The organism is Methylobacterium segetis (assembly GCF_004348265.1).
In the GTDB taxonomy this organism is placed as follows: Bacteria; Pseudomonadota; Alphaproteobacteria; order Rhizobiales; family Beijerinckiaceae; genus Methylobacterium; species Methylobacterium segetis.
The window spans coordinates 1-22,195 of the sequence record NZ_SMNT01000071.1 but is presented as its reverse complement, the minus strand read 5'-3'; the positions used below and the strand labels follow the sequence as shown (position 1 = coordinate 22,195).

Annotated in this window: 26 protein-coding genes; 4 read left to right on the top strand and 22 right to left on the bottom strand. The window is 72.1% G+C overall.

The window, feature by feature from the left end:
- The first annotated feature begins 9 nt into the window (after window positions 1-9).
- Together flhB and E1J50_RS17735 are read left to right on the top strand one after the other, a co-directional pair.
- A complete protein-coding gene (gene flhB, locus E1J50_RS17740) occupies window positions 10-1,074 on the top strand; it encodes a flagellar biosynthesis protein FlhB (protein ID WP_132255168.1) in 1,065 nt (354 codons plus the stop codon).
- Window positions 1,071-1,523 (top strand): hypothetical protein, encoded by a 453-nt coding sequence (locus E1J50_RS17735; RefSeq protein WP_132255167.1) that lies wholly within the window; start codon window positions 1,071-1,073, stop codon window positions 1,521-1,523. The genes flhB and E1J50_RS17735 overlap by 4 nt, the downstream gene beginning before the upstream one ends.
- 48 nt (window positions 1,524-1,571) lie before the next feature.
- Here E1J50_RS17735 and E1J50_RS17730 read toward each other — a convergent pair whose 3' ends face one another.
- From E1J50_RS17730 to E1J50_RS17720, 3 genes are all read right to left on the bottom strand, one after another.
- Window positions 1,572-2,228 (bottom strand): NrsF family protein, encoded by a 657-nt coding sequence (locus tag E1J50_RS17730; RefSeq protein WP_132255166.1) that lies wholly within the window; start codon window positions 2,226-2,228, stop codon window positions 1,572-1,574.
- Window positions 2,221-2,823 carry a sigma-70 family RNA polymerase sigma factor gene (locus tag E1J50_RS17725; protein ID WP_132255165.1) on the bottom strand — a complete coding sequence of 201 codons (603 nt, stop codon included), beginning with the start codon at window positions 2,821-2,823 and terminating at the stop codon, window positions 2,221-2,223. Before E1J50_RS17725 ends, E1J50_RS17730 begins: the two co-directional genes overlap by 8 nt.
- Window positions 2,824-2,916: 93 nt before the next feature.
- Entirely contained in the window at window positions 2,917-3,144 is a 228-nt protein-coding gene (locus tag E1J50_RS17720) for a hypothetical protein (RefSeq protein WP_132255164.1), read from the bottom strand.
- Window positions 3,145-3,675: 531 nt separating this feature from the next.
- On the opposite strand from E1J50_RS17720, the gene E1J50_RS17715 reads away from it, so the two are divergent.
- The gene (locus E1J50_RS17715; RefSeq protein WP_132255163.1) at window positions 3,676-4,359 is read left to right on the top strand and encodes a response regulator transcription factor; all 684 of its coding nucleotides are present in this window, start codon (window positions 3,676-3,678) and stop codon (window positions 4,357-4,359) included.
- Between the two features lie 3 nt (window positions 4,360-4,362).
- Here the strand turns inward: E1J50_RS17715 and E1J50_RS17710 are convergent, their stop codons facing one another.
- The 16 genes from E1J50_RS17710 to flgB form a co-directional block, all read right to left on the bottom strand.
- Window positions 4,363-4,917: a lytic transglycosylase domain-containing protein gene (locus tag E1J50_RS17710; protein WP_132255162.1), complete on the bottom strand. Its 555-nt coding sequence runs from the start codon at window positions 4,915-4,917 to the stop codon at window positions 4,363-4,365.
- Complete coding sequence (gene fliK / locus E1J50_RS17705; RefSeq protein WP_132255161.1) at window positions 4,871-6,400, bottom strand: flagellar hook-length control protein FliK; 1,530 nt, start codon at window positions 6,398-6,400, stop codon at window positions 4,871-4,873. The genes E1J50_RS17710 and fliK overlap by 47 nt, the downstream gene beginning before the upstream one ends.
- On the bottom strand, window positions 6,397-7,623 hold the full coding sequence (locus tag E1J50_RS17700) for a chemotaxis protein (protein ID WP_132255160.1): 1,227 nt from the start codon (window positions 7,621-7,623) through the stop codon (window positions 6,397-6,399). Before E1J50_RS17700 ends, fliK begins: the two co-directional genes overlap by 4 nt.
- Window positions 7,620-8,897, bottom strand: coding sequence for a MotB family protein (locus tag E1J50_RS17695; RefSeq protein WP_132255159.1), 1,278 nt, complete (start codon window positions 8,895-8,897; stop codon window positions 7,620-7,622). Before E1J50_RS17695 ends, E1J50_RS17700 begins: the two co-directional genes overlap by 4 nt.
- A gap of 1 nt (window position 8,898) precedes the next feature.
- Window positions 8,899-9,618 (bottom strand): hypothetical protein, encoded by a 720-nt coding sequence (locus tag E1J50_RS17690; RefSeq protein ID WP_245516621.1) that lies wholly within the window; start codon window positions 9,616-9,618, stop codon window positions 8,899-8,901.
- Window positions 9,602-11,305, bottom strand: a complete 1,704-nt coding sequence (gene fliF / locus E1J50_RS17685) for a flagellar basal-body MS-ring/collar protein FliF (RefSeq protein ID WP_132255158.1) — start codon at window positions 11,303-11,305, stop codon at window positions 9,602-9,604. Before fliF ends, E1J50_RS17690 begins: the two co-directional genes overlap by 17 nt.
- 79 nt (window positions 11,306-11,384) lie before the next feature.
- Entirely contained in the window at window positions 11,385-12,161 is a 777-nt protein-coding gene (fliP, locus tag E1J50_RS17680) for a flagellar type III secretion system pore protein FliP (RefSeq protein WP_207919234.1), read from the bottom strand.
- Window positions 12,161-12,649: a flagellar basal body-associated FliL family protein gene (locus E1J50_RS17675; RefSeq protein WP_132255157.1), complete on the bottom strand. Its 489-nt coding sequence runs from the start codon at window positions 12,647-12,649 to the stop codon at window positions 12,161-12,163. The genes fliP and E1J50_RS17675 overlap by 1 nt, the downstream gene beginning before the upstream one ends.
- Before the next feature lie 23 nt (window positions 12,650-12,672).
- Window positions 12,673-13,386: a flagellar basal body L-ring protein FlgH gene (gene flgH, locus E1J50_RS17670; RefSeq protein WP_132255156.1), complete on the bottom strand. Its 714-nt coding sequence runs from the start codon at window positions 13,384-13,386 to the stop codon at window positions 12,673-12,675.
- Complete coding sequence (locus E1J50_RS17665) at window positions 13,386-13,964, bottom strand: MotE family protein (protein WP_245516620.1); 579 nt, start codon at window positions 13,962-13,964, stop codon at window positions 13,386-13,388. The genes flgH and E1J50_RS17665 overlap by 1 nt, the downstream gene beginning before the upstream one ends.
- Window positions 13,961-15,082: a flagellar basal body P-ring protein FlgI gene (gene flgI, locus E1J50_RS17660; protein WP_132255155.1), complete on the bottom strand. Its 1,122-nt coding sequence runs from the start codon at window positions 15,080-15,082 to the stop codon at window positions 13,961-13,963. Before flgI ends, E1J50_RS17665 begins: the two co-directional genes overlap by 4 nt.
- Window positions 15,082-15,546, bottom strand: coding sequence for a flagellar basal body P-ring formation chaperone FlgA (gene flgA, locus E1J50_RS17655; RefSeq protein ID WP_132255154.1), 465 nt, complete (start codon window positions 15,544-15,546; stop codon window positions 15,082-15,084). Before flgA ends, flgI begins: the two co-directional genes overlap by 1 nt.
- A gap of 91 nt (window positions 15,547-15,637) precedes the next feature.
- Window positions 15,638-16,426 (bottom strand): flagellar basal-body rod protein FlgG, encoded by a 789-nt coding sequence (flgG, locus tag E1J50_RS17650; protein WP_132255153.1) that lies wholly within the window; start codon window positions 16,424-16,426, stop codon window positions 15,638-15,640.
- Between the two features lie 13 nt (window positions 16,427-16,439).
- The gene (gene fliE / locus E1J50_RS17645) at window positions 16,440-16,787 is read right to left on the bottom strand and encodes a flagellar hook-basal body complex protein FliE (RefSeq protein ID WP_132255152.1); all 348 of its coding nucleotides are present in this window, start codon (window positions 16,785-16,787) and stop codon (window positions 16,440-16,442) included.
- Window positions 16,788-16,794: 7 nt separating this feature from the next.
- Window positions 16,795-17,211 carry a flagellar basal body rod protein FlgC gene (flgC, locus tag E1J50_RS17640; protein WP_132255151.1) on the bottom strand — a complete coding sequence of 139 codons (417 nt, stop codon included), beginning with the start codon at window positions 17,209-17,211 and terminating at the stop codon, window positions 16,795-16,797.
- The gene (gene flgB, locus E1J50_RS17635; protein WP_132255150.1) at window positions 17,208-17,594 is read right to left on the bottom strand and encodes a flagellar basal body rod protein FlgB; all 387 of its coding nucleotides are present in this window, start codon (window positions 17,592-17,594) and stop codon (window positions 17,208-17,210) included. The genes flgC and flgB overlap by 4 nt, the downstream gene beginning before the upstream one ends.
- Window positions 17,595-18,115: 521 nt before the next feature.
- Here flgB and E1J50_RS17630 point away from each other — a divergent pair.
- On the top strand, window positions 18,116-20,758 hold the full coding sequence (locus E1J50_RS17630) for a heparinase II/III domain-containing protein (RefSeq protein ID WP_132255149.1): 2,643 nt from the start codon (window positions 18,116-18,118) through the stop codon (window positions 20,756-20,758).
- A gap of 81 nt (window positions 20,759-20,839) precedes the next feature.
- Here the strand turns inward: E1J50_RS17630 and E1J50_RS17625 are convergent, their stop codons facing one another.
- The 3 genes from E1J50_RS17625 to E1J50_RS17615 are packed head-to-tail and all read right to left on the bottom strand — an operon-like array spanning window position 20,840 to window position 22,081.
- Window positions 20,840-21,286: a hypothetical protein gene (locus tag E1J50_RS17625; protein ID WP_132255148.1), complete on the bottom strand. Its 447-nt coding sequence runs from the start codon at window positions 21,284-21,286 to the stop codon at window positions 20,840-20,842.
- A 9-nt stretch (window positions 21,287-21,295) separates the two neighbouring features.
- Window positions 21,296-21,625, bottom strand: a complete 330-nt coding sequence (locus E1J50_RS17620) for a flagellar protein FlgN (RefSeq protein ID WP_132255147.1) — start codon at window positions 21,623-21,625, stop codon at window positions 21,296-21,298.
- A 6-nt stretch (window positions 21,626-21,631) separates the two neighbouring features.
- On the bottom strand, window positions 21,632-22,081 hold the full coding sequence (locus E1J50_RS17615; protein WP_132255146.1) for a rod-binding protein: 450 nt from the start codon (window positions 22,079-22,081) through the stop codon (window positions 21,632-21,634).
- Window positions 22,082-22,195: the final 114 nt, after the last annotated feature.

The window sequence follows — 22,195 nt, the reverse complement described above, 5'->3', positions numbered from 1 at the left end:
GGGCCGACCATGGCTGAGGATTCCGACCCGGAGAGCAGGACCGAGGCCGCGACCGACCGGCGCGTGCGGGAAGCGATCGAGAAGGGGGACGTGCCTTTCTCGCGGGAGGCCCCGACCTTCGCGGCGATCCTGGGGCTCCTCGTCTCGCTGAGCCTCGTCGTGCGGGGACAGGCGGCGCAGATCGCGCGCGATCTCTCCGCACTCTTCGACCATCCGCGCGGCTTCGCCCTCGAATCCGCGGGCGACGTGCAGGGCCTGCTTCAAGCGGTCGGCCTCTCGGCCGGGCGGTTCCTGCTGCCGATCCTCCTGATCCTGTCGGGCTTCGGGCTCGCCGCCTCCCTGCTCCAGAACGTGCCGCGGATGGTCGGCGAACGGATCCGGCCGAAATGGAGGAACGTCTCGCCCGCCGCCGGCTGGAGCCGGATCTTCGGCCGGTCTGGACAAGTCGAGTTCCTGAAATCCGTCCTTAAAGTCTTCGCAGTCAGTCTCGTCGTCCTCCTCATCCTGCGCTCGGAGCGGCTGAAGGCCGTCAATGCCATGTATGTCGATCCGAGCCAGCTCCCCGAACTGATCCTTACCCTGTCGATCCGCCTCGTCTCGGCGGTGAGCATCGCCACCATCGTGATCGTGGCAGGCGACCTCGTCTGGGCACGCCTGCGTTGGCAGCGCTCGCTCCGGATGTCGCGCCAGGAGATCAAGGACGAGATGAAGCAGGTGGAGGGCGACCCGGGCGTGAAGGCGCGCCTGCGCTCGCTGGCCCAGGACCGCTCGCGCAATCGCATGCTCGCCTCGGTAAGCCGGGCGAGCGTCGTCATCGCCAACCCGACCCATTTTGCCGTGGCCTTGCGCTACGAGCCCACCGAGAATCCGGCGCCCCTGGTGCTGGCCAAGGGCAAGGACCTGATCGCGCTGCGCATCCGCGAGATCGCCGAGGAACACGGCATCGCCGTGATCGAGGACAAGCCTCTCGCAAGATCGCTGTACGAGGCTGTGCAGGTCGACCGGACGATCCCCGCGGAATTCTACCGCGCCGTGGCGCAGATCCTGTTCTTCCTGTTCGCGAGGCCCCGATGAGTTCTGCGGTCCACGATTTCGCGGCCGGCCCCCCGGTCCCGGCCGAGCAGATCGCGGCGGCCGAGGAAGTCTTCGCCACCGAGATCCGGGACTTCATCGCCGAATTGTGCCTCCTCGACGGGGGCCTCCTCGTCGGCTGGGTCCGCACCGAGCGCCACGCCAACATCGCCGACCTCGTCTCGTCCTCCGCCGAGCCGTACTTCAAGGAGGCAACGCTCGCCTACGCCGATGCGGCCGACATGCGCCTCGACTGGGGGCGGTCGCTTCAGGTGGTGCTCGACATGGAATTCGTGACGAAGCCCGTCACGGTCTTCTTCAAGCTCGTCCTCGACGGCTACTTCGTCGGCGTGGCGATCCAGCGGATCCTGGCCGAGCACGGCCCGCCGCTCTGCCTCGACCGCTTCGCCCGCGCCCTCTCGGACGCCCGCCACCTGCCTGCCCGGGCGTGAGTGCCTCCGCCTCGGGACAGTTGCCGGAATCGGGCGGCGCTCGGCCTCTCAGCGGACGCTCCCGTCGAGGAGGCGGCCGCCGAGGAGGCCGTTGAGGCCGATCACGAGAAGAACCGCGCAGGCATGCACCGCGAGGTCCGTGGCGGTGGCGTCGTGCGGGTGCAGCGGCACCAGGAGCGCAGCGGCGCCCGCCGCGGCCGCGAGCCCGGCGAGCGCCGCGGTCAGATTGGGGCGCAGCGGGCAGGCGCGCCGCAGCATCAGGACGAGGAGCGCCGAGAGCGGCAGCGACACGGCCATCAGGAACACGAAGCAGCCCCGCATTTCCTCCCCGCCCGCGATGCCAGAGGCTGGGGCGAGCCACGCGCGAAGGCAGCCGAGCCCGCTCGCCCCGAGCCAGAGCGCGAGGGCCGGCAGCGGGAGCCACGCCCAGGCCCGTGACCGTCCCGGCACGCTGGTCTGGAAGGCGGCGACGGCGGCGGCCGCCGCCGTGAGCACCGCTCCGAAAGCGGAGAGCCGCAGGTCCGGCACGCTGAGGCGGACATGGAGCGCGGACATGTCCGCGAAGGGCAGGACGAGAAGGCCGAGGGCGAGCGCGGCCACGCACCAGAGGAACGCTCTGCGTCCCGGCGGCCCGAGCCGCCGAACCGGCGCGAGGCGGCCCGCGAGATCCTCGACGAGGCGTTCGTGGCGGTCGGGTTCAGACATCGCGGCCGTCCTTGTCCGAGGTCAGGGCGGCACGCAGGGCCTTGAGGGCGCGATGCAGGTTCACCTTGAGAGCTCCCTTGCTCCGGCCGGTGAGGGCGGCGGTCTCCGCCAGGGAGCGCTCGGCGAGGGCGAGGTGCTCGACCGCCTGACGCTGTCCGGCTGGCAGCCTCGCCACGGCGCGGGCGAGCCTGGCCTCGCGCTCTCGCGCCTCCTGGGCGTCCTCGAGGGCTTGCCCCGGTTCCGATCCGGCATCGACCTGATCCTCGAGGGCGGCTGGGTCGTGCACCTCCCGCGGTCGGCGGCCATGGCGGCGCAGGGCATCGACCGAGCGCCGCTGCGCGATGGCGCGAAGCCAGGGTAGGAAGGGCCGGGCCGGATCGTAGGTCGCTCGCGCCCGGTGGACCGTCAGCAACGTCTCCTGCACGACGTCGTCCACGGCAGCGCCTCGAACCCCCTGCCTGCGCGCGATGCCTGCGATCATGGGTACGCAGGCCCGCAGCACGTGGCTATAGGCTGCCGCGTCTCCGTCCTGCGCCGCCCGCATGGCCGCCGAGAGATGCGCCTCGCCGGGTCCTGTCGCGTGTCGAGCTGGCATGGCAGGCAGCGCATCCCTCCGGGGCGCCGACGGCCCCGGCATCGGGAACGGATGTGCGAGTGCGGCCATCGTCCGCCTCCCGAGCGCGGCAGGCTACTTCTTCATCCTGTCCTTGGCCATGCCGCCCTTCTCCACCGAACCTGCATGCGGTTCGTCCCCGTGCATCGTGCCCTGCTTCGCGGAGCCCTCGGGACGGAGGCCGTTCGACCGGGATTCCATCGCGCGGGAATCCTGGCCACCGCCGCCCGCGGCGATGGCCGGGGACGCGATGACGGCCGCCGACAGGAGGATGGCCGAGGCGGTGCGGACGAGGCTGCCCATGTGATCTCTCCCCTTTCGAGCGCGCCCGCTTCGGGACCGCTGCGGGAAGGCTTTCGGCGCCGGGTGGCCGCTGGTTACGCCGGGCGGCAAGATCGTCAGGACGAGCCGACGACGTCCCCGGACGGGCGGACCTGGGCCCGCGGCGGAGGCGCGAGGCCCGCCCGTCCGCGTGTGCTCGCCACCAGCCGCGAGCACCGACGAAGAAGTCATTCAACCTTCGAATGCATTATTAGACAAATACTACCTCTTCTTTCCAGCGAGTCCGGCGGACCGAGCCCTTTATCTCACACCGGTCTGGCATTCGCGGACTCTACGTAGAGGCGACGGGTTCGCCCCCCTCCAGGGCGTTGACCGAAGCGGGCGACATTGCCATGGATCTTCCCGGTGAAAATTGAAATACAGGTCATGTTTTCGACTCGAGAACTGCCCTTTTTTGAGAGTTTTTCTCTCAAAATTTATTGTTTATGAGAGATATTTGTTCAAAATCTTGCGCTCGCGCGTGAGGATCGGCACCGGACGGGGACTGATCAGATGTATTTCTTGGTCGACGCCAGGGAATCCGTGAATGCGGGCTACAGAGCGAGCTTCGAGCGCGAGGGCGTCTCCTCCTTCGGCCTGACCCCGGATGAGTTCTCGAGTTGGATCGCGGCAGCCTCCTCGGGCGACATCGACGCGATCCAGGGCTTCCTGCTGGGCGATTTCGAGGACCGCGCGCGCTGCGCGAGCTTCATCCGCCGGCACTCCCGGGCACCGATCATCGCGCTCTCGGACGTGCGCTCCCTGGAACAGACGCTGGTGCTGTTCGATGCGGGCATCGATGACGTGCTGCCCAAACCCGTCCACGTCCGGGAGATCCTCGCCCGCTCCGAAGCGATCTGGCGCCGGGTGAACGGCGGAATGCCCCAGGCAGGCGAGACGGCGCGGGACGCCGAGCGCCTGAAGGTCTTCTGCGACGGGCGCGATCCCGAGATTGACGGCGTGCCGCTGCCGCTGCCGCGGCGCGAGCGGCACATCCTCGAATATCTCGTGCGCAACCGCGGGCGCCGGCTCACCAAGAGCCAGGTCTTCAACGTGGTCTACGGCGTCTACAGCAACGGCGTCGAGGAGAGCGTGGTCGAGGGACACGTGAGCAAGCTGCGCAAGAAGCTCAGCCAGCGCCTCGGCTACGATCCGATCGAGGCCAAGCGCTACATCGGCTATACCTTTGTCGGCTGACCTCTACCGGCAGAAGGCCCGCGCGCCCGGCGTCCAATTGCCGAAGCCGGTCGCCACCATGTTGGTGATGACCCGGCAGACGTAGACCTTCTGGGCCGGGTTGTTGTTCGGGCCGGCATGGTAGCGCGCGACCGCGAGCGTCCAGCTCCCCTCCCGCTCCTTCAGCTCTTTCAGGAAGCGCGTCGCATATTCCACGTTCTGGCGCGGGTCGATCATCGCCTCGATCGAGCCGAACTTCTCCCGGTGATAGTGGTGGTTGATCTGCATGCAACCGAGGTCCACGAGCCGCACGCCCTCGGCCTGCGCCCGGACGAGGCGCTGCATCACATCCGCCGCGCTCGTGCCGAAATAAGCCTTGCCGGCGATGTTCATGGCGAAGGGCTGAAGCGAACCGCGCTTGCCGCTCTCGGTCAGCCCCACGGCGTAGAGCAGGCCGAGCGGCACCCCATGCTTGGCGGCCGCCTGCGCCATCTGCTGCTCGCAGATATTCGCCGCGGCCGGAGCGACGGCACTACAGGTACAGGCCGCCGCGATCACGCTCGCCAGGATGGTTCTCATGTCCCTCGTCCCGGCGTCCGGCCGGCCCCTCGTCCCTCGCCGACGGCCGGCGACCGGCTGGCTGATCGGGCGTCGATCCGCCCGCATTCTGTCCATCGGCCATTGCCGGGAAGGTCGATCCCTGCCCCTGCGGCTGGCTTGGAAGTTGGCTCTGCCCGCGCCCGGGCTGGGACATCTCGGCCCCACCCGCCTGGATGGTGAGGAGATCCGTCTGATAGCCGGCCCCGCGCAGGAGTTCGGCGAGCCGGTGCTCGTCCTTGCGCAGCAGAACGGCCGTCTCCTCACGGCTCGCCTGCAGTTCCAGGGCGAGGCGACCGTCCTGCAGGCGCATCCGGATCAGGACCGAGCCGAGGTCGTCGGGCTTGAGCTGCAGGGTCAGGAGCCGCGTCGGGCCCTCCGTCCGACCCGTCCCGGGCATTGCTGCAGGCTCGCCGGCGCGCTCGGGCGGCGCGATGGCGTCCACGATCTGCCGAAGCGTGTCCGCGGGCAGGGCCGAGGGTACGGCGCCCATGGAGCCGGGCGCGGCGGCCGTTGCCGGCTCGACTTCCCGCCCCTCGCCCCGCAGGCCGGCTCCTGCGGTACCCGTCTCGGGCAGGGCCGTCCGCCGCCGCTCACCGGCCGTCTCCAACCCGGTGGCGGGGGACCGAACGGGGCTCGCCGCCCGCGGATTCTCCGCGAGGCGCGCCCGGACGGTGCGCAACGGAGGCTCCCCGATGCCTTCCACCGGATCCGCGCCGTCCTCCCGCTCTGCGTTGGAACCGGCTGCGGGCTGCGCGCTCGGGGCACCGCCCGCTCCTTGCGAGGGCGTCGCCGTCCCCGCCCGGGCGACGGCCCCCGGGACCTGCGGATCCGTGCGGGCCACTTCGGCAGCGAGGACCGGTTCGCCGATCGCCGCCTCGCTCGGCAGCGGCCCCGCGACCGGCGGTGTGGCCGGCGCAGCCTGCTCCATCGGACCGACCACGCGGACCGGCGCGAAATGCGTCTCGCGCGCGACCACCGATACGGGCACCCGGTCGCCGAGGAGGGGCAGGCCGACGATGGTCGGCCCCGCCGCCCGCTCCATCAGGCGGGTGAAGTCGCCCGCCGCGGGGGCGAGGGCTGGGACAGTCGGCGCCGCCTCTTCCGGGGACGCCCCGGGAGCGGCCCGCACGAGGAGCGCACGCAGCACGGCGCGCGCAGCCGGCGTGCGTGGTTCGGCGTCCTCTCCGGCTCGGCCCGCCTGAGGCATGGGCAGGAGCGCGAGCAGGGCGGCTGTGGCGTCCGGCAGCGGCGCATCCGGTGGGATCGCCCCGGCGGCGGGCTCCTCCGGCCGGTCCGGCCCGGTCTGGCCGAGCACGTCGGCCATGCCCCGGCCCTCCGCCAGATCCCCGAGCATCGCCTCGAAGGCGGCGACGTCGCCCTGACCGGCCTCGGGCGAGGGCCGGCCGGAAGCGGAATCCGGGCGTTGCCGGATGCCGGGGAGCATCGTGTCGAGGGGCGTCACCGGTCGCTCCCATTCATCAACTGGTCGATGCGTGCGACCGCGGCCTGCGCGCGGGCGATCGAGGCGGGATCGGGCGACCTGCGCGGCCCCGCATTCTCGGCAGGCTCGGGCCGCTTGGGGGAGCCGGCAGCGGGCGTGCGGATCTGCGCCGCGGTGGAGAGCGCGGCGTCGAGGAGGGCGACGTCGCCCTCCGGCAGGAGATTGCGCTCGATTCCGCGCAGGGCCTCCTGCCCCTCCTCGAAGCGGCCCTCTGCGACGATCAGGGCGGCACCGCGATAGAGGCGGGCCTGTGCGGCGGCCGACGAATCGGGGCCGGCGAGGCCCGCGGCGCGCTCGGCGGCGAAGATCGCGGTCTCTCGGCGGCCCTGCTCGAGCCCGGCGCGGGCCACGAGGAGGTAGAGGTCGCGTCGCCCCTCGGGCTCGATCTCGTCGAGCATCCGCTCGAGGCGCGCCACGCGGGCCTCGTCGCTGCCGAAATCGAGCCGGGTCAGGGACGCGGCGAAGCGCTGACGGAAATTCCCCGCATAGACCGAGCGGCGGAAGCGGCGCAGGTACTGGATCGACAGGGCCTCGAAGCGCTGGGCATCGCCCCCTTGAGCCAGGACGAAGATCTCGCGGCGCAGGGCCCCCTCCTCCACGAGCGTGCCGGGGGCGAGGAGGCGGGCAAGGTCGAGAAGCTCGATGGCCTGCCGAGGCGACTCGCGTACGGCGAGCGCGGCCTGCGTCAGGGCGAGCTGCCCGGCGAGCCCCGGGCTCATCGTGCGCGCGTCGTAGCGGGCGAGCTGGGCGCGGGCCTCCCCCTCGCGTCCGTCGAGATAGGCGATCGACCCGAGGACGAGGCCGGTCTCGCCCTCGGCCGCCGTGCCGCCTTCGAGGATCCAGCGCAGAACGCGCGGGCCGCCGCCCGCCAGCGCGAAGGTCACCGCCGCGCGCAGGTTCTCGGGGGCGGCCCAGGTGCCCGGCTCCAGGGCGAGCAGGCGCTCCTCGATGTGCCCGAGAAGCTGGCGCTGGGCGAGATGCGCCTGTGTTGAGCCCTTCGCGATCCGGTCCTGCAGGAGCTGGAGGGTCCGGACCAGCTCGACCGGCAGGCCCCGGGGTCCGACGGGCAGCGGCTCGACGGGCGCCGCCGGAGCGCCGTGCCCGTCGCCGGCCGCCGAGGCCGGCACGGCCAGCAGGAGAGCCGAGAGAAGGGCGGCGAGCCGCGGGTCTGGGCGCGCCCTCATTCCGGCTGCGCCCGCAGCAGGATCTCGATGCGGCGGTTCTCGGCGGCCTTCGGATCGGCGGCGTTGCGGGGCTGGCGGTCGGCGTAGCCCTCGATCCGCTCGACCCGCGCCTCGTCGAGGCCGCCCCGGACCAGCATGTAGGAGGCCATCTGCGCCCGCGCCGAGGACAGGCGCCAATTGTCGTAGGTCTCGGAGCGGAAGGGGCGGCCGTCGGTATGTCCGCGCACGACGATGCGGCCGGGGCGCGCGCTCAGCACGCGCGCGATGCGCTCCAGCGCCCGCACCACCTTGGGTGAGGGCTCCGCCGAGCCGATGCCGAACATGCTGAAATTGATCTCGTCGGTGACGCTGATCAGCACGCCCTCGCCCGTGCGCCGCACCTCGACACGGGGCGCGGGCGCGGCGACGGCGAGCGGCTGAACCGCCTTGGCGATCTCCGCCTTGAGGTCGGCCATCGCGGCGGTCTCGGGCGACTTCGCGTCCGCCGCGCCCGTGCCATCCGGCGCCTTCGCGATCTCCTTCGCGGGCGGCTCCTTCGGCGGGATCGGCATCGGCTCGGCGGAGGCGAGCCTGAGGCTCGCTCCCGACCCACCCTCCTTCCTGTCCTTGGCTGCCTTGTCCCGCGGCGGGGCGGCCTGCTCGCGCACCACCTGCCCTCGCACGTCGAGGCGCGCCTCGCTCGGTGCGGGGGCCGCGGTGTTGACGGCGCCCGGCCGGTCGGTGCGGTGCCGCGGCAGGGGCTCGACCTGCCAGTAGAGCGGGTCGAACGGGTCGCGGGCGGCCTCGCCGCCGCTGATGCCGGGCTGGCCTGTCTCGAGCCCGATTGCGTCCGCGCTCGCGACCTCGGCGCGCTCGGCCTCGACCGCGAGCTTGGCGAGCACTGCATAGGGGTCCTGGAACAGCGCGGATTCGCGGGCGCGGCTGCCCGGAGCGCCGGCAGCCTCGGCCCTGTCTCCCTTCGCCTCGGCCTTGCCCTCGCCCCTCGTCTCGGCCTTGCCGCCCTCGGCGCCGGGCTCGGAGGGCGTGTCGTGCGGGTCGCGCAGACCTTTTCGGTCGTGGGTGACCTCAGCGAGCTTCACCGGGTTGAAGTACTCGGCGATGGTCTGCTTCTGCTCCTTGCTCGTCGAGTTGATGAGCCACATCACGAGGAACAGGGCCATCATCGCGGTCATGAAGTCGGCGAGCGCGATCTTCCAGGCCCCGCCATGGTGGCCGTCCTCGTGGTCGCCGTGACGCTTGACGATGATGATTTCGGGGTGGCCGGCCTCCGCCATCTCACGCCTCCTCGATCGCGGCCGCGAGGAGCCGCGTCCAGGCGCCGAGCTGCGTCTCGATCACCGTTTGGTCGGCGCTGACCTGCACCTCGGCCAGATCGGCCGGCGCGAAGGCGACCGAGGCGCCGAGCGGGCCGAGCCGCGCAGCGAGCGCGTCGAGAAGATCCTGCGGCCCGCTCACCCGGATCGCGGCGTGGTGCGGATCCGCGAGCAGCCGCGCCAGGGCGGCACCGAGTTCGGCGAGGGCCCGGCGCCGCAGGGCGTCGGTGAGGACGGGCACGAGGAGCCGGGCGATCCGCTCGGTCAGCCCGGAATCCAGGGCACGCAACGCCGCCGAGAATCCGGCGGCCAGCGCCTCGGCCTCGGTCTCGGTCCAGCGGCGGCGCGCGGCCTCGAACCGGGCCGCGAAGGCTGCCTCGTCGGACGCGCGCCTCGCCTCCGCCTCGGCCCGGGCGTCGGCGAGCCCGAGGGCCCGGCCCCGCCCCTCCGCCTCGCGCAGCAGCGTCTCCCGGTCCTCCGGCGTCTCGGCCGAAGCCGGGGCGCGGAGGCGGACCGCGGCACTCGGATCCAGGCATCGGCGAAGGTGTCGATGGCCGGGCCGGGAAGCGGAGCCGTTGGGCAGGCGGGCGCCGGACCGGGCGGTGCCGGCGGGACGGGCGCCGAGCCCGAGAAATCCGGCAGGCAGCGGGCGAGGACGGCCTGCATCAGGCGGGCTCCTCACGCATCAGCCAGCGCTTGAGGATGGCCGCGACCTGCTCCTCGTCCATCTCAATCATCTGCTCCAGCCGCTTCTGGGGCGAGCGGGCCATCTTGTCGGCCATGTCCTCGATGAGGCTCGCCATGGCGGCGGGCGCGCCGAGCTGGGGCGCATCCGCGGCGCCGGGCCCCGCGAGCGCCGCGCCGGCCTCGGGCGCGAGGCCCGCGATCGCTGCCGCGACGCCGGGCGGCAGCGCCGGGTTGCCCGGGGGCGGCGCCAGGGCCGCGCTCCCGGCCTGCTCCGCCTCCGGCACGGCGAGGATGGCGCGGAGCGCCGGCCGCAGGCCGAACCAGATCAGGAGGCCCGCCACGACGAGGATGGTGGCTGCGTTGATGAGCGTGGCCGACTGGCGCAGCATCACCTCGGAGAGGCTCAAGGGGGGGACCGGCTCCAGCGGCTGGCCGTCGTTGACGAAGCCGACGGCGGCGACCTTCACGTTGTCGCCTCGCTCCTTGCTGAAGCCTGCGGCCGAGGCGACGAGTTGCTCGATCTCGGCGATCTGCGCGTCGATCCCCGCCTTCGGGGCGTCCGGGCCGGCGAGCGCGGCGAGCCGGGCGCGGTTGACGAGCACCGCCACCGAGAGCTGCCGGATGGCGTAGCCGTCGCTCACCGTCTGGATGGTCTTCTGCGAGATCTCGAAGTTGGTGAGATCCTCCTTCTTGGAGGTCTCGCTGCTCGACTGGTCGTTGCCGTCCGAGCGGGTGCGCTGGTCGGGCAGGTTCTGCTGCGCGCTCGTCGGGCGCTGGGCGTTGCGGTTCTGGCTGTTCTCGCTCTCGCGCACCGAGCGGGTCGAGCGCTCGACCCGCTGGTCGGGATTGTAGATCGTCTCGTTGGTGCTCGTCTTGTCGGTGTTGAGGTGGGCGGCGACGCTGACCTCGAAATTGCCAAGGCCGAGATAGGGGGTCAGCGTGCGGCGGATATTGTCCTGCACCTCGCGCCCGACGACCTTCTCCAGGCTCGCCATCTTGCCGGAGGGTGCGAGGCTGTTGTCGTCGCCGGACAGGAGCAGGGTTCCGTCCGCGCCGATGACGGTGACGCGGTCGGGCTTCATGCCGGGGATCGCCGAGGCGACGAGCTGGCGGATCGCCTGCGCGCCGCTGACGTCGTCGGCGGGCTCGGTGCGCACCACCACGGAGGCCGAGGGCGGCTGCTGGTCGCGCCGGAAGGAGCCGCGGTCGGGCAGGACGATGTGGACGCGGGCGGCGCGCACGCCCTTCATGCCCTGGATGGTGCGGGCGAGCTCGCCCTCAAGGGCGCGAACCCGCGTCACCTCCTGCATGAAGGAGGTCATGCCCAGCGAGCCGAGATCGTTGAACAGCTCGTAGCCCGATTTCGCGCTCTGCGGCAGGCCCTTCTCGGCGAGCAGCATCCGGGCCTGGGCGGTGTTGCCGTAGGCGACGAGCACCGCCGTGCCGTCGGCGCTGACATCGAAGGGGATGCCCGAATCCTTGAGCACGCCGCCGATGCGCGCGACGTCCTCGCGGGACAGGCCCGTGTAGAGCGGCTCCTGCGCGGGGCGGCTGAGGTAGTAGGCGCCGAGGCCCACGGCCAGGAACACGACGAGGCCGATCAGCCCCAGGGCCGCGAGCCGGCGCGGCCCCAGCTCGATGATGTTGCTCCACAGCCTCTCGGCTTGTTCGCGACCGGACATCCTGGCGCAATCCCGCGACTGGTCTGACGACGTTCGGTGAGCGTTCTCGCCGGCCAGCCTTGCGCGGGGATTGCGCGGCTCAGAAGAACGACCGCACCAGCCCGCCGACGAGCAGGTTCCAGCCGTCGATCAGGATGAAGAACAGCACCTTGAAGGGCAGCGAGATCACCGTCGGCGGCAGCATCATCATGCCCATCGACATCACGATGGTGGAGACGATCAGGTCGATCACGAGGAAGGGCAGCGCGATCAGGAAGCCGATCTCGAAGCCCCGGCGAAGCTCCGAGATCATGAAGGCGGGGATCAGGATGCGCAGATCGACCTTCTCGCCGGCCTCGGCCCTGGGAAGGGTGCGGCTCGCCAGATCCGTGAAGGTCTGCAGGTCCTTCGGGCGGACCTGCGAGGCCATGAACTCGCGGAACGGGTCGGCGATCCGGCCGAACGCCTCCTCCTCGCTGATCCGGTTCTCCTGGAGCGGCTTCACGCCCTCGTTCCAGGCCCGGTCGAAGGTGGGCGCCATGACGTAGAAGGTCATGAACAGGGACAGGCTGACGAGGAACAGGTTCGCGGGCGTGCTCTGCAGGCCGAGTCCCGAGCGCAGGAAGGAGAGCGCGACGGCGAAGCGCGTGAAGCTCGTCATCATCACGAGGAGCCCGGGCGCCAGCGACAGGACGGTGAGCAGCGCGACGAGCTGGAGGATGCGCCCGCTCGCCGCCCCGTTGCCGGGCGGCAGCAGCGCGTCGAGGCCGGGGATGCCGGTCGCGGACGGAGCGCCCTGGGCTTGGGCGCCCGTGGCGGCGAACAGGAGGGCAGCACCGAGGAGCCATCCGAGCAGGGACCGGATTCGGGGCTGCATCACTGCACCACCACCGCTTCGACGATCAGTTCCCGAACCGCGCCCTTCGTCCGCAGCGCCACGCGCTCGTTCAGGTCCTCGCGCAGGTGCTGCAGGCCGCTCGCGCCCTCGATCTGGGCCATCGAGACCGTGCGCAGATAGGCGGTGACGTCGGCGCGGATCTCGGCCAGGGTGACGTCGGGATTCGGGAGGCTGCCGGCCCGGAACACGACCGAGGATTCGAGCCGGACCCAGGAATCGCCGGATTCGGCGAGGTTCGTCACCACCGAGCCGACGCTACGCAGGGCGAGGTCGCCCGTGTAGGTCAGGACCTTCACCGCCTTGTCGGCCTCGTCCCGCTTCTTGGCGTCGACGGATTTCTCGACGCTCGACAGGAGATAGACGCCGAGCGCCCCGCCCGTGCCGACCGCGACGAGGGTGACGAGGGCGAGCGCCCCGGTCCAACCCCTTCCCCCCTTCTTCGGGGCCGCCTGCCTGCCGTCCGCCATCGTCGCCCACCCCCTCGCGCGCCTCAGAACGGCGCGACGGCCTCGAAGATCTGCTGGCCGACCGTCGGGCCCTGCACGTCGGTGAGGCGGCCGCGGCCGCCGTAGGAGATGCGGGCCTCGGCGATCTTGTCGTAGTCGATGGTGTTGCGCCGGGAGATGTCGCGCGGCCGGACGATGCCGGCGACGTTGAGCACCCGCACCTCGTTGTTGACCCGCACCTCCTGCGAGCCGGAAATCAGCACGTTGCCGTTCGGCAGGACCTCCGTGACGATCGCCGCCACCGAGAGGCGCAGGTTCTCCGAGCGGTCGATCGAGCCCTGGCCCTTGGTCTCGGTCCCGGAGCGGATGCCCGTGTCCGCGGTCGCGGCGTCCTTGAGACCGCTGACGCCGTAGCCGAAATCGAAGCCGAGACTCGACTTCTGGCTGCGGGAGCGCTCGCTCGCATTGTCGAATTGCGCCTTGTCGTTGATGACGATGCTGACCGTGATCACGTCGCCGACGGCCCGCGCCCGCGGGTCCTGATAGAGCTCGGCGCTCGCGGGCGAGAAGGTCGAGTGGTAGCCGTGGCGCGGCCCGTAGGCGCCGAAGCTCGTCGGCAGGGGGCCGCGGGGCGCCGTCAGGCCGGTGCCGATCGGGGTGAGGACCGGCGGCCGGCCGAACTCGTCGAGGCGGCTCTGGCAGGCGCCGAGGCCGACCGCGGCGAGGATGGCGAGGCCGCCCGGGACGAGGCGCGTCATCACGATCTTCCGTTGTCCTTGGGGGCAGGCGCCGGGGCGCCCTCCGTCTTGCGGCCCGTTTCGGTCATCCTCCGGGCGAGCCCGGCGGCGCGGGAGGCCTCCATCTCGGCGAGGATGGCGCTCGCCGCGCGGGCGTTGAGCTTCGTCAGGATCGCGGCGGCCGCGTCCTCCGGCATGTTGGCGAGTTGCGGCGCCGCCGCGTCCGGCTTCATCTTGGCGTAGACGGCGACGATCCCGGCATCCGCCTGGGCCAGGAAGTCGTTGCGGCGCCGCAGCCACGTCTCGTACTCGGCGCGCTTCTCCTCCAGGCGCTGGATGCGCTCCTCGACCTGGCGCTCCAGGGCGGCGAGCTGCTCCTTCTGCCAGGCGAAGCGGGCATCGGCCGCGGCATCCGCGATGTTGGCGCAGTAGCCGGCCCTGGGCGGCTCCTTCACGAAATCCTGGGCGCCCGCCTCCTTGGCGGCCTCGCGGGCGGCGATCGCCCTGAGGGCAGAGTCCCGCGCCGGGTCGCCGGCGGGTGCGCCCGCGGCGGATGACGGGATCACGAACGTGAGCCAGAGAACGATGATCGCGATCATTGCACGACGAGCTCCGCCTGGAGCGCTCCGGCGGTCTTCACGGCCTGCAGGATCGCGATGATGTCGGTGGGTTTGAGCCCGACCGAGTTGAGGCCGCGCACCAGCGTCTGCAGGTCGGAGCCGCGCAGGATCGCCAGCTTGCCCGGCTCCTCGCGGGCCGACACCTCGGTGCGCGGCACGACATTCGTCTCGCCGCGCGAGAAGGGCGCGGGCTGCGAGACCTCCGGCGTCTCGGTGACCCGGACCGTGAGGTTCCCGTGGGTGACCGCGACGGTCGAGATCTGCACGTTGCGGCCGATCACGACCGTGCCGGTGCGCTGGTCGACGACGACGCGGGCCGGGGTGTCGGGCTCGATCGTCAGGTCGCCGATCTCGGCGACGAGACGGGTCTGCGCGATCTCGCGCGGCCGCTGGATCGCCACCGCCCGCTGGTCGCGCGGGCTCGCGATGCGCTGCCGGAAGCGGGCCGTCGCGTAGGCGTTGATCGCGTCGGCGATCTGGATCGCCGTCTTGAAGTCGGGGTTCTTCAATTCGAAGACGAGCTCGGGCAGGTCGCGGAAGCTGCCCGGCACCTCGCGCTCGATCAGCGCCCCGTTCGGGATGCGCCCGGCGGTCGGCACGCCCTGCGTCAGCTGCTCGGCTTGGCCCTGCACCGTGAAGCCCGAGACCGCGAGCGGCCCCTGCGCGGCGGCGTAGACGAGCCCGTCCCCGCCCGTCAGGGTCGTCATCAGCAGGGTGCCGCCCTTGAGCGACGTGGCGTCGCCGAGCGACGTCACGGTGACGTCGATGCGCGAGCCCTGGCCCGTGTAGGGCGGCAGGTCGGCGGTCACCATCACGGCCGCGATGTTGCGGGTGCGCAGGCGCGCGTCGCGCACGTTGATGCCGAGCCGGTCGAGGAGCGATTGCAGGGATTGCTCGGTGAATTGCGCGTTGCGCAGGGTGTCGCCCGTGCCCTGGAGGCCGGTGACGAGGCCGTAGCCGAAGAGCTGGTTGTCGCGCACGCCCTTCAGCGTCGCGATGTCCTTGATCCGGGTGCCCGCACGGGCCGGGACGGCCAGAAGCCCGAATCCGAGGCCGGCCAGCAGCCCGAGCAGGAGGGCGATCAGGCGCGCGCGCATCACGGGGTGCCGATCCGGATGCGCCCGTCCGCCATCACGGTGCCGAGCACGATGCGGCCCGTATCCGTGTTGCGGACGCGGATGGTCTCGCCGAGGCCGCCGTTCTGGAGGGGCGCGCCGACGGTGGTGATGACGAGGCCGTTCTCCTCGAAGACGATCTGGGTCGGCGCGCCGCGGCTGACGAGGCGGGGATCGTCCACCGCGTTGACCGGCACCGGCTCGCCCGGCTGCAGCGTGCGGCGCGCGGTGCGCCCGACCATCGCGAGCGGCGCGTCGATCACCGCCGCGCGCGCCCGGAAGGTCTGCGGGTAGGTTTGCCACCGCAGCATCGATTCCCTGATCGTGTCGCCCGGATAGATCGTGACGGTCGGCACCGGCAGCATGAGCGCCTCCGGGCTCGCCGCGGCGGGGCCGGCGACGAGGGCGAGGGCGAGGGCGAGGCGGCGGGCAGGCGGGATGAGCATCGGACAACGCCAGGGATCTGCGGCGGCGCGGGGCGCGCGCCCGCGGCGGGAAGGCTCGAGCCGCGCGACGGCGCGGCGGGGGGTCGGCTCGCTAGCGGATGCCTTTGGAGATCGTGGCTGCCATCTCGTCGGAGGCCTGGATCACCTTGGAGTTCATCTCGAAGGAGCGCTGCGCCGTGATCAGGTTCGTGATCTCCTTGACGGGATCGACGTTCGAGCCTTCGAGATAGCCCTGCTGGATCTTGCCGTAACTGGCGTCGCCCGGATTGCCCGCGACCGCCTGGCCCGAGGCCGGCGTCTCCCGGTAGAGCCCGTTGCCCAGCGGCTCCAGCCCCGCCTCGTTGGCGAAGTTCGCGAGCGTGATCTGGCCGATGTTCTGCGGCTGGACCTGGCCCTCGATCTTGGCGAAGACCTGGCCCGACTGATTGATCACCACGTCGACGGCGTTCGGCGGGATCAGGATCGCGGGATCGACCGTGTAGCCTTCGAGCGTGACGAGCTGGCCGGCGGCGTTCTTGTTGAAGGAGCCGGCGCGGGTGTAGTTGATCTCGCCGTTCGGGTTCGTGATCTGGAAGTAGCCGCGCCCGTTGATGGCGAGGTCCAGCTGGTTGGCGGTGTTCGCGAGCGAGCCCTGCCGGTGCAGGTTGCGGATCGCCGCCGCCCGCACGCCGAGGCCGAGCATGGCGCCCTCGGGGATCGCCTCCTGGCCCGCTTGGTTCGGCACGCCCTGCAGGCGCTCGGCCTGGTAGAGCAGGTCCGTGAACTCGGCCCGCGCGCCCTTGAACCCGGTCGTGTTCAGGTTGGCGATGTTGTTGGCGATGACTTCGAGGTTGAGTTGCTGGGCGGACATGCCCGTGGCGGCGATGGCGAGGGCTCGCATCTCTCGTCTCTCCTCAGATCGCCATGCGGCTCAGTTCGAGATAGGCGGACACGACCTTGTCGCGGATCGCGACCGCCGTCTGGAGGCTCTGCTCGGCCGACATCACGGCCTCGACGACCTGCTGGGCCGTGGCCTTGCCCTGGATCCCGGCGATCGCGGCCGCCTCGCCGGTGCGCAGCGAGGTGCGCACGCCCGAGGCGAACTGGGTCATGATCTCCCCGAAATCCGCGGGGCTGCCGGCGGGGGCGGCGCCCGTCAGGCCGGGTGCGGCGGAGAGGCCGGCGCTCGCGGCCGGCGCCGTCGTGGCGCGGGAGAAGGCGGCCTTGTCGAAGGCGGAGAGGGACGCGAGTGCCTCGATCATCGGTGTCTCAGGTCCTCAGAAGGTCGATGACGCTGGCGACCATGGCGCGGGTCTGCTTGATCACCTGGAGATTGGCCTCGTAGGAGCGGTTGGCCTCACGCATGTCGGCCATCTCGACGAGCATGTTCACGTTCGGCAGCTTGACGTTGCCGTTCCCGTCCGCGGCCGGGTTCGAGGGGTCGTGCTCGGTCCGGAACGGGGTGGTGTCGGTGCCGATCCCCCGCACCCGCACCGAGGCGGCGCCGACCGCGCGGTCGAGCTCCGCCCGGAAGGTCACGGTCCTGCGGGCATAGGGGTCGGCGCCCGGTGCCTCGCCCGTCGACTGGGCGTTGGCGAGGTTCTCGGAGACCACGCGCATGCGCAGCGACTGCGCTTCGAGCCCGGCGCTGGCGAGCCGGCTTGCGGAGAGGAGGGGATCGATCATGCGCCGCCCCTCACGGCCGCCATGAGCATGCGGTGGAAGGATTTCACGACGCCCGCGTTCAGGCTGTGCTCGCGGGAGACGTCGCTCGCCTTGAGCATCTCCTGCTCGAGGCTCACCGAGCTCGACGTCTCGAGAACGTCCCATCCGTCCCGGGACTCGGCGGTGCGGACGGGGATGCGCAGACCCTCGCCGTCGAGATGCGCGCTCGCGGTCGCCGCCATCTCCAGGCCCGTGCGGGCGAGGACCTGCGCGAAGGGCACCACGTCCCGCGCCCGGTAGTCCGGGGTGTTGGCGTTGGCGACGTTGCCGGCGATCGTCGCCTGCCGCACCGCGAGGTAGTGGGCCTGCTGGGAGGCGAGATCGAACAGATAGACGCCCGCCATCCTTGCCCCTCCCGATGCTTCGGCCCGCTGGCCGGGGATGCCCCGGAGCGGGTCATCCGATGGGAGCGGTCTAGGGGCGCAACCTTGCCCGAGGCTGGCGCGGGCAGCGCCTCAGGCGGAGGGGGGCGCCTGTCGGCCTCCGATCAGTGCGCCTCCTCTCCCGTTCGGGCTGTCAGATGCATGGTTCGTTCGGGCGAGGCCCGACGTCGGCCTATCGGACACGGGTCCCCTCTCGTTCCGGGAGGGACCGGGTGAGGGTTGCGACCTGCCAGGAAGGGTGTCGTTGTTCGTCCGCAGCCCGGGGCCCCTCACCCCAACCCTCTCCCGACACGGGAGAGGGAGTCCGCCGTGCCTCCTGGCCCCGTGCAAGGACGAGGATGATTGAATGGGAATGCCCACGCGGAAGTGAATGTCCCTCGCATCGATCGCGCGAGTGGCGGCCGGACCATGGCACCCCGGACGCATTCCGGGCTAAGCTGCCCCCTCGCCCGACACCCCGTTCCCCCTCCCATTCCCGAGCCATGCTTCCGGAAGAGCCGCCTGCCGCGACGGATCTGCTGCCGGTCTCGGCCCGCCACGCCGGCGGGGCGGCGCCCGGCCCCGCCCCGGGCGAGCACGTGATCGCGGCCAGGAACCGCTGGTCTCGGGCGGTGCTCGATTTCGAGGGGTTGCGGGCGGGGGAATGGTGCAGCCTGGAGGCGCGGATCGCCTGGGATGCCGAGGAGGAGGCCGGCAACGCCCTCGACTTCGCCCTCGTCGGATTCGACTTCCTCGCCGCCGACGGGTCCGGCCTCGATCTCGACCACGTGCCGGGCCTCGCGCGCAGCCTGCTCGACCCGCACAGCGCCTGGATCACCGGGCCGGCCTACCAGCCGGAGGGGAGCGAGCGCACCCGCACGGCCGCCCTGCGCATCGCCTTCCCGGTTCCCGCCCCGGCCCGCAACCTCGCCGTGACCTTCCGCTCCTGGCGCAACACCCGGCCCTTCACGATCGGAGCGGCGACGCTGCGGCAGGGCCTCGACGGGGCGGAGGCCGCCGAGGCGCGCCCGCACCGCCGGCTCGGGCCGACGGCCGAGCCGCTGCGCCTCGCCCTGGTGCCGGGCGCCGGGCTCGTCCTGCGCGGGCAGATCCATGCGAGCCGCCCCGACGAGCACGCAGCCCGCGCGCGCATCGCCTACGCGGACGCCGACGGCGTGCCCGTCGCCCCACCCTATCCCGACACGGTCTCGGTGCCGGGCTTCGGGGCGGTGATCAACCTCGCGGCCCACCAGCAGGCGCGGCGCTTCACCCTGAACCTGAAGCCGCCGCCGGATGCCGCCGCGGTCGAGATCGGCTTCGAGCGCTGGGAGGACGCGCCGGCCGGGACCGGCGTCGAACTCCTCGCCGCCCCCGAGATCGCTCTGGAGGACGGGCTGCGTCTGGAGAGCCTGTGCGGCGACGACGTGCTCGACGCGCCCGCCTTCCTCGCCCGCCTCGCCGAGGCCCTCGGCCTGCCGCCCGGGGCGGAAGCCGCCTGGATCTCCCCTCCCGAGGCGGCGCCCCGCATCCTGCTGGCGCAGCGCGCCCTGCAGGGGCCGGCGGGGCCGGCCGCTACGCGCGCCGGCGAAGCCCTCGTCCTGCGCCTCGCCGGTGCGCCGGACTGGCCGCTGCCCGCGGCGCCCGACTGGGGAGAGGATCCATTCCGCTCGGTCCCCTGGCGCCTGGAATATCAATCGCTCTCGTGGCTCGCGGCCCTGCCCGGGCCGGCTGAGGCGGGCCGGTCCCAGGCCCTCGACCTCGCCCTCGGCTGGTCGCGCGCCAATCCCTGGGGCCAGCCGGCCGACCCCTTGAGCCTTCACCCGGACGCGCTCGCGACGCGGGCCGACGTGCTCGGCGCGCTCCTGGCCGGGCCGGTCGAGGCCGAGGCGGCGATCGCGCTCGTCGGCGAGATCGTCCGCCACGGCTTCGCCATGGCCGAGATCGTGGGGCAGAACACGCTGAGCCGCTCCCCGCTGCAGATGCGGGCCGCCGGCGCGCTGCTCGGCATCGCCCGCACCCTGCCGCGCCTGCCGCTGGCCGCCTATTGGGACGCGCTCGCCCGGTTCGCGCTCGGGGAGGGCTTCTCTGCGGCGCTCGCCGAGCGCTCCCTGCACCGGCGCCTCGAACTCCTCACCCTCGGCCGCGCCCTCGCCGCCGCGCTCGACGGGGAGGAGCCTGGCCCGGCCATCGCCGAGGCCGTCGCGGCGGCGCTGCCCGGCCTCGCCGCCCTCCTCGACCCCGGCGGCCGCCTGCCGCCCTTCGGCGACAGCCCGCCGGGGATCGACCACGGGGCGTGGATCACCCGCCTCTCGGCCGTGCGGGAATCCGGCGACGCGCGCGGCACCGGGGCGCCGAGGCCCGGCGCGCGGCTCGACGCGGCGGGCGGCACCCTCTCGGCCCGGGCCGGCGGCCTGGACCGGGGCTGGAGCCACTTCGCCTGCACCTTCGCCGGGCAATCGCCGCAGGACCACGCCGATTGCGGCTCCTTCGTCTTCGCCGCGCAATCCCGGCCCTGGATCGTCGAGGCCGGCGGCTCGGAACAGGCCGAGACCGGCCCGGCCCGCCACTATCTCCTCTCGGCCCGGGCCCACAACGTGGCAATCCTGGAGGGCCGGGAGACGGCGGCCGGGTTCGGGCGCCTCCTCGGCTCGCTTCCCCTCGACGGGGCGAGCGCGCACGCGATCCTCACGAATGTGCACGGGCCGGACCTGCGCCATGTCCGGACCTTCCTGCTCCTCGACGATCTCGCGGGGATCGCGGTGATCGACCGCTTCGCGGGGTCCGGGCCGATCGCCTTCGCGGCCCGCGTCCATGTCGCGCCGGACGCGGTGCTCGCCCTGTCGGACCCGCGGCGTGTCCTCGCCCAGGCCGAGGGGCGGCGCCTCGGGCTCGTGCCCCTGACGATCACGGGCAGGGCCGCCGGCGTCGAGATCCTGTGCGGCCGCGACGGCCGGCCCGGGGCGATGCAGGGTTTCCTCGCCCGGGTCGGCGGCGGGCTTCGTCCGGGCAGCGCGCTCCGCTACGCCTTCAGCGGGCAGGGCGCCGTCTGCGGCGGCCTCCTGATCGCGACGGAGGGCGGCGCGGAGGAGCGCCTCGCGCGGCTTCTCGCAGGCGAGGTGCTGGGTCGGTTCCTCGCCGGCGTGTGAGGCCGCGCCAAGTCACGCTCCCATCCCTCGAATGAGCGCATCCTCTTCGCGCGAACCGGGATCGCTCCGTTCGCGAAGGCGCTACGAGCGCAGCTCGCGCTTGGCGACGAAGTTCATCTCGTCCACGAGCACGTCCTTCACCACGTCCGAGCCGAGGCGCGCGTTGACCCTGGCCCGGATCTCGGCGAGGCGCGTGTTGATGTCGTACTTGGCGAGCTTCCGGAAATCGATCGCAGGGTCGGAGTAGATCTGCCGGAACGCCTCGTCGATCACGAACGCATTCGGCGGCACCGGCAGCGTGTGCATCAGCTTCGCGTCCGCAGTGAAGACCAGAACCGTGACGACGTAGCCCTGCACCTTGCCGTCTGCGATCATCGGAATGTTGATCGGTGCGAGCTTCTGATATTGCAGGCCCTCGAGGTAGGGCTCGGTCTTCTTCGCGAAGAAGCCCCCGCCCCAGGTCACTGCCCCGTAGCAGGAGAGGATGGTGACGGCGCAGATCCAGAGGCCGGTGACGAGCACGCGCATGGAGCCGCCTCAGAGCCCGACCCGGGGGGCGTAGGTGCCGTCCGACTCCGCCGCGCGCTCCGCGGCGGCCACCGTCTCGCCGATCTCCTCGACCGCGCGCAGGTGCATGGCCACGACCTCCTGGTTGCGGGCGAGCTTGTCGCGCAGGCGCGCGAGGTGGATCGCCGCCACCGCGTCGAGACCGGCCGGGTCGAGGCCGCGGGAGAGCCGGCTGAGCTCCAGGAGGCTCTGGCTCTTCAGGTGGTTGACGGCCGCGTGATCGACGGCGCGGCGCGCGAGGAGCGCCTCGGTCTCGGCCTCGATCGTGGCCTCGAGCCGGTTCAGGCAGGCGAGCAGCATCCGGGGTCAGACCTTCTGCGCGTTGGCGGACGGCGACGCCGCGGGATGGGCCTTGTCCAGCATCCGCGCGATGCCGACGCCGCCGGCCTTGGCGATCTGCTCGCCGATCCGCTCGGCGAGCATCGACTTCCAGATGCCGCCCGCATGGCCCTTGCCGAAGACGGTCTCGGATTTCTCGGGCATCATCGCCTCGACGAATTGCTGCAGGACCAATCCTTCGAACTTCCGGTAGGGGTCGGTGGAGGGGCCGGACAGGGCGGTCCCGTTCTGCAGGCCGGTCAGGGTGCCGCGGGCGTCGAGGGGCATGTGCAGGGCGGCGCTCGCGGCGCGCACGGCATCGGTGAAGGCCGCCGGATCGCCGGGCAGCGAGAGCTTGGCGGCGGCGGCCTCCGCGCGGGCGGGCTCGGCGGCGCGCGCGACGTCGAGGACGATGTCGGTGGGCGGGCTGATGCTCATCGGGCGCCTCCTCGCGCGGAGCGGAGTCGTGGTTCTGTAGGCGTCCTGGCTTACGGGAGGCTTGCGTCACCGCGGGCGGTGATCGCGTCGAGCCGGTCGAGGATCTCGCGCCGC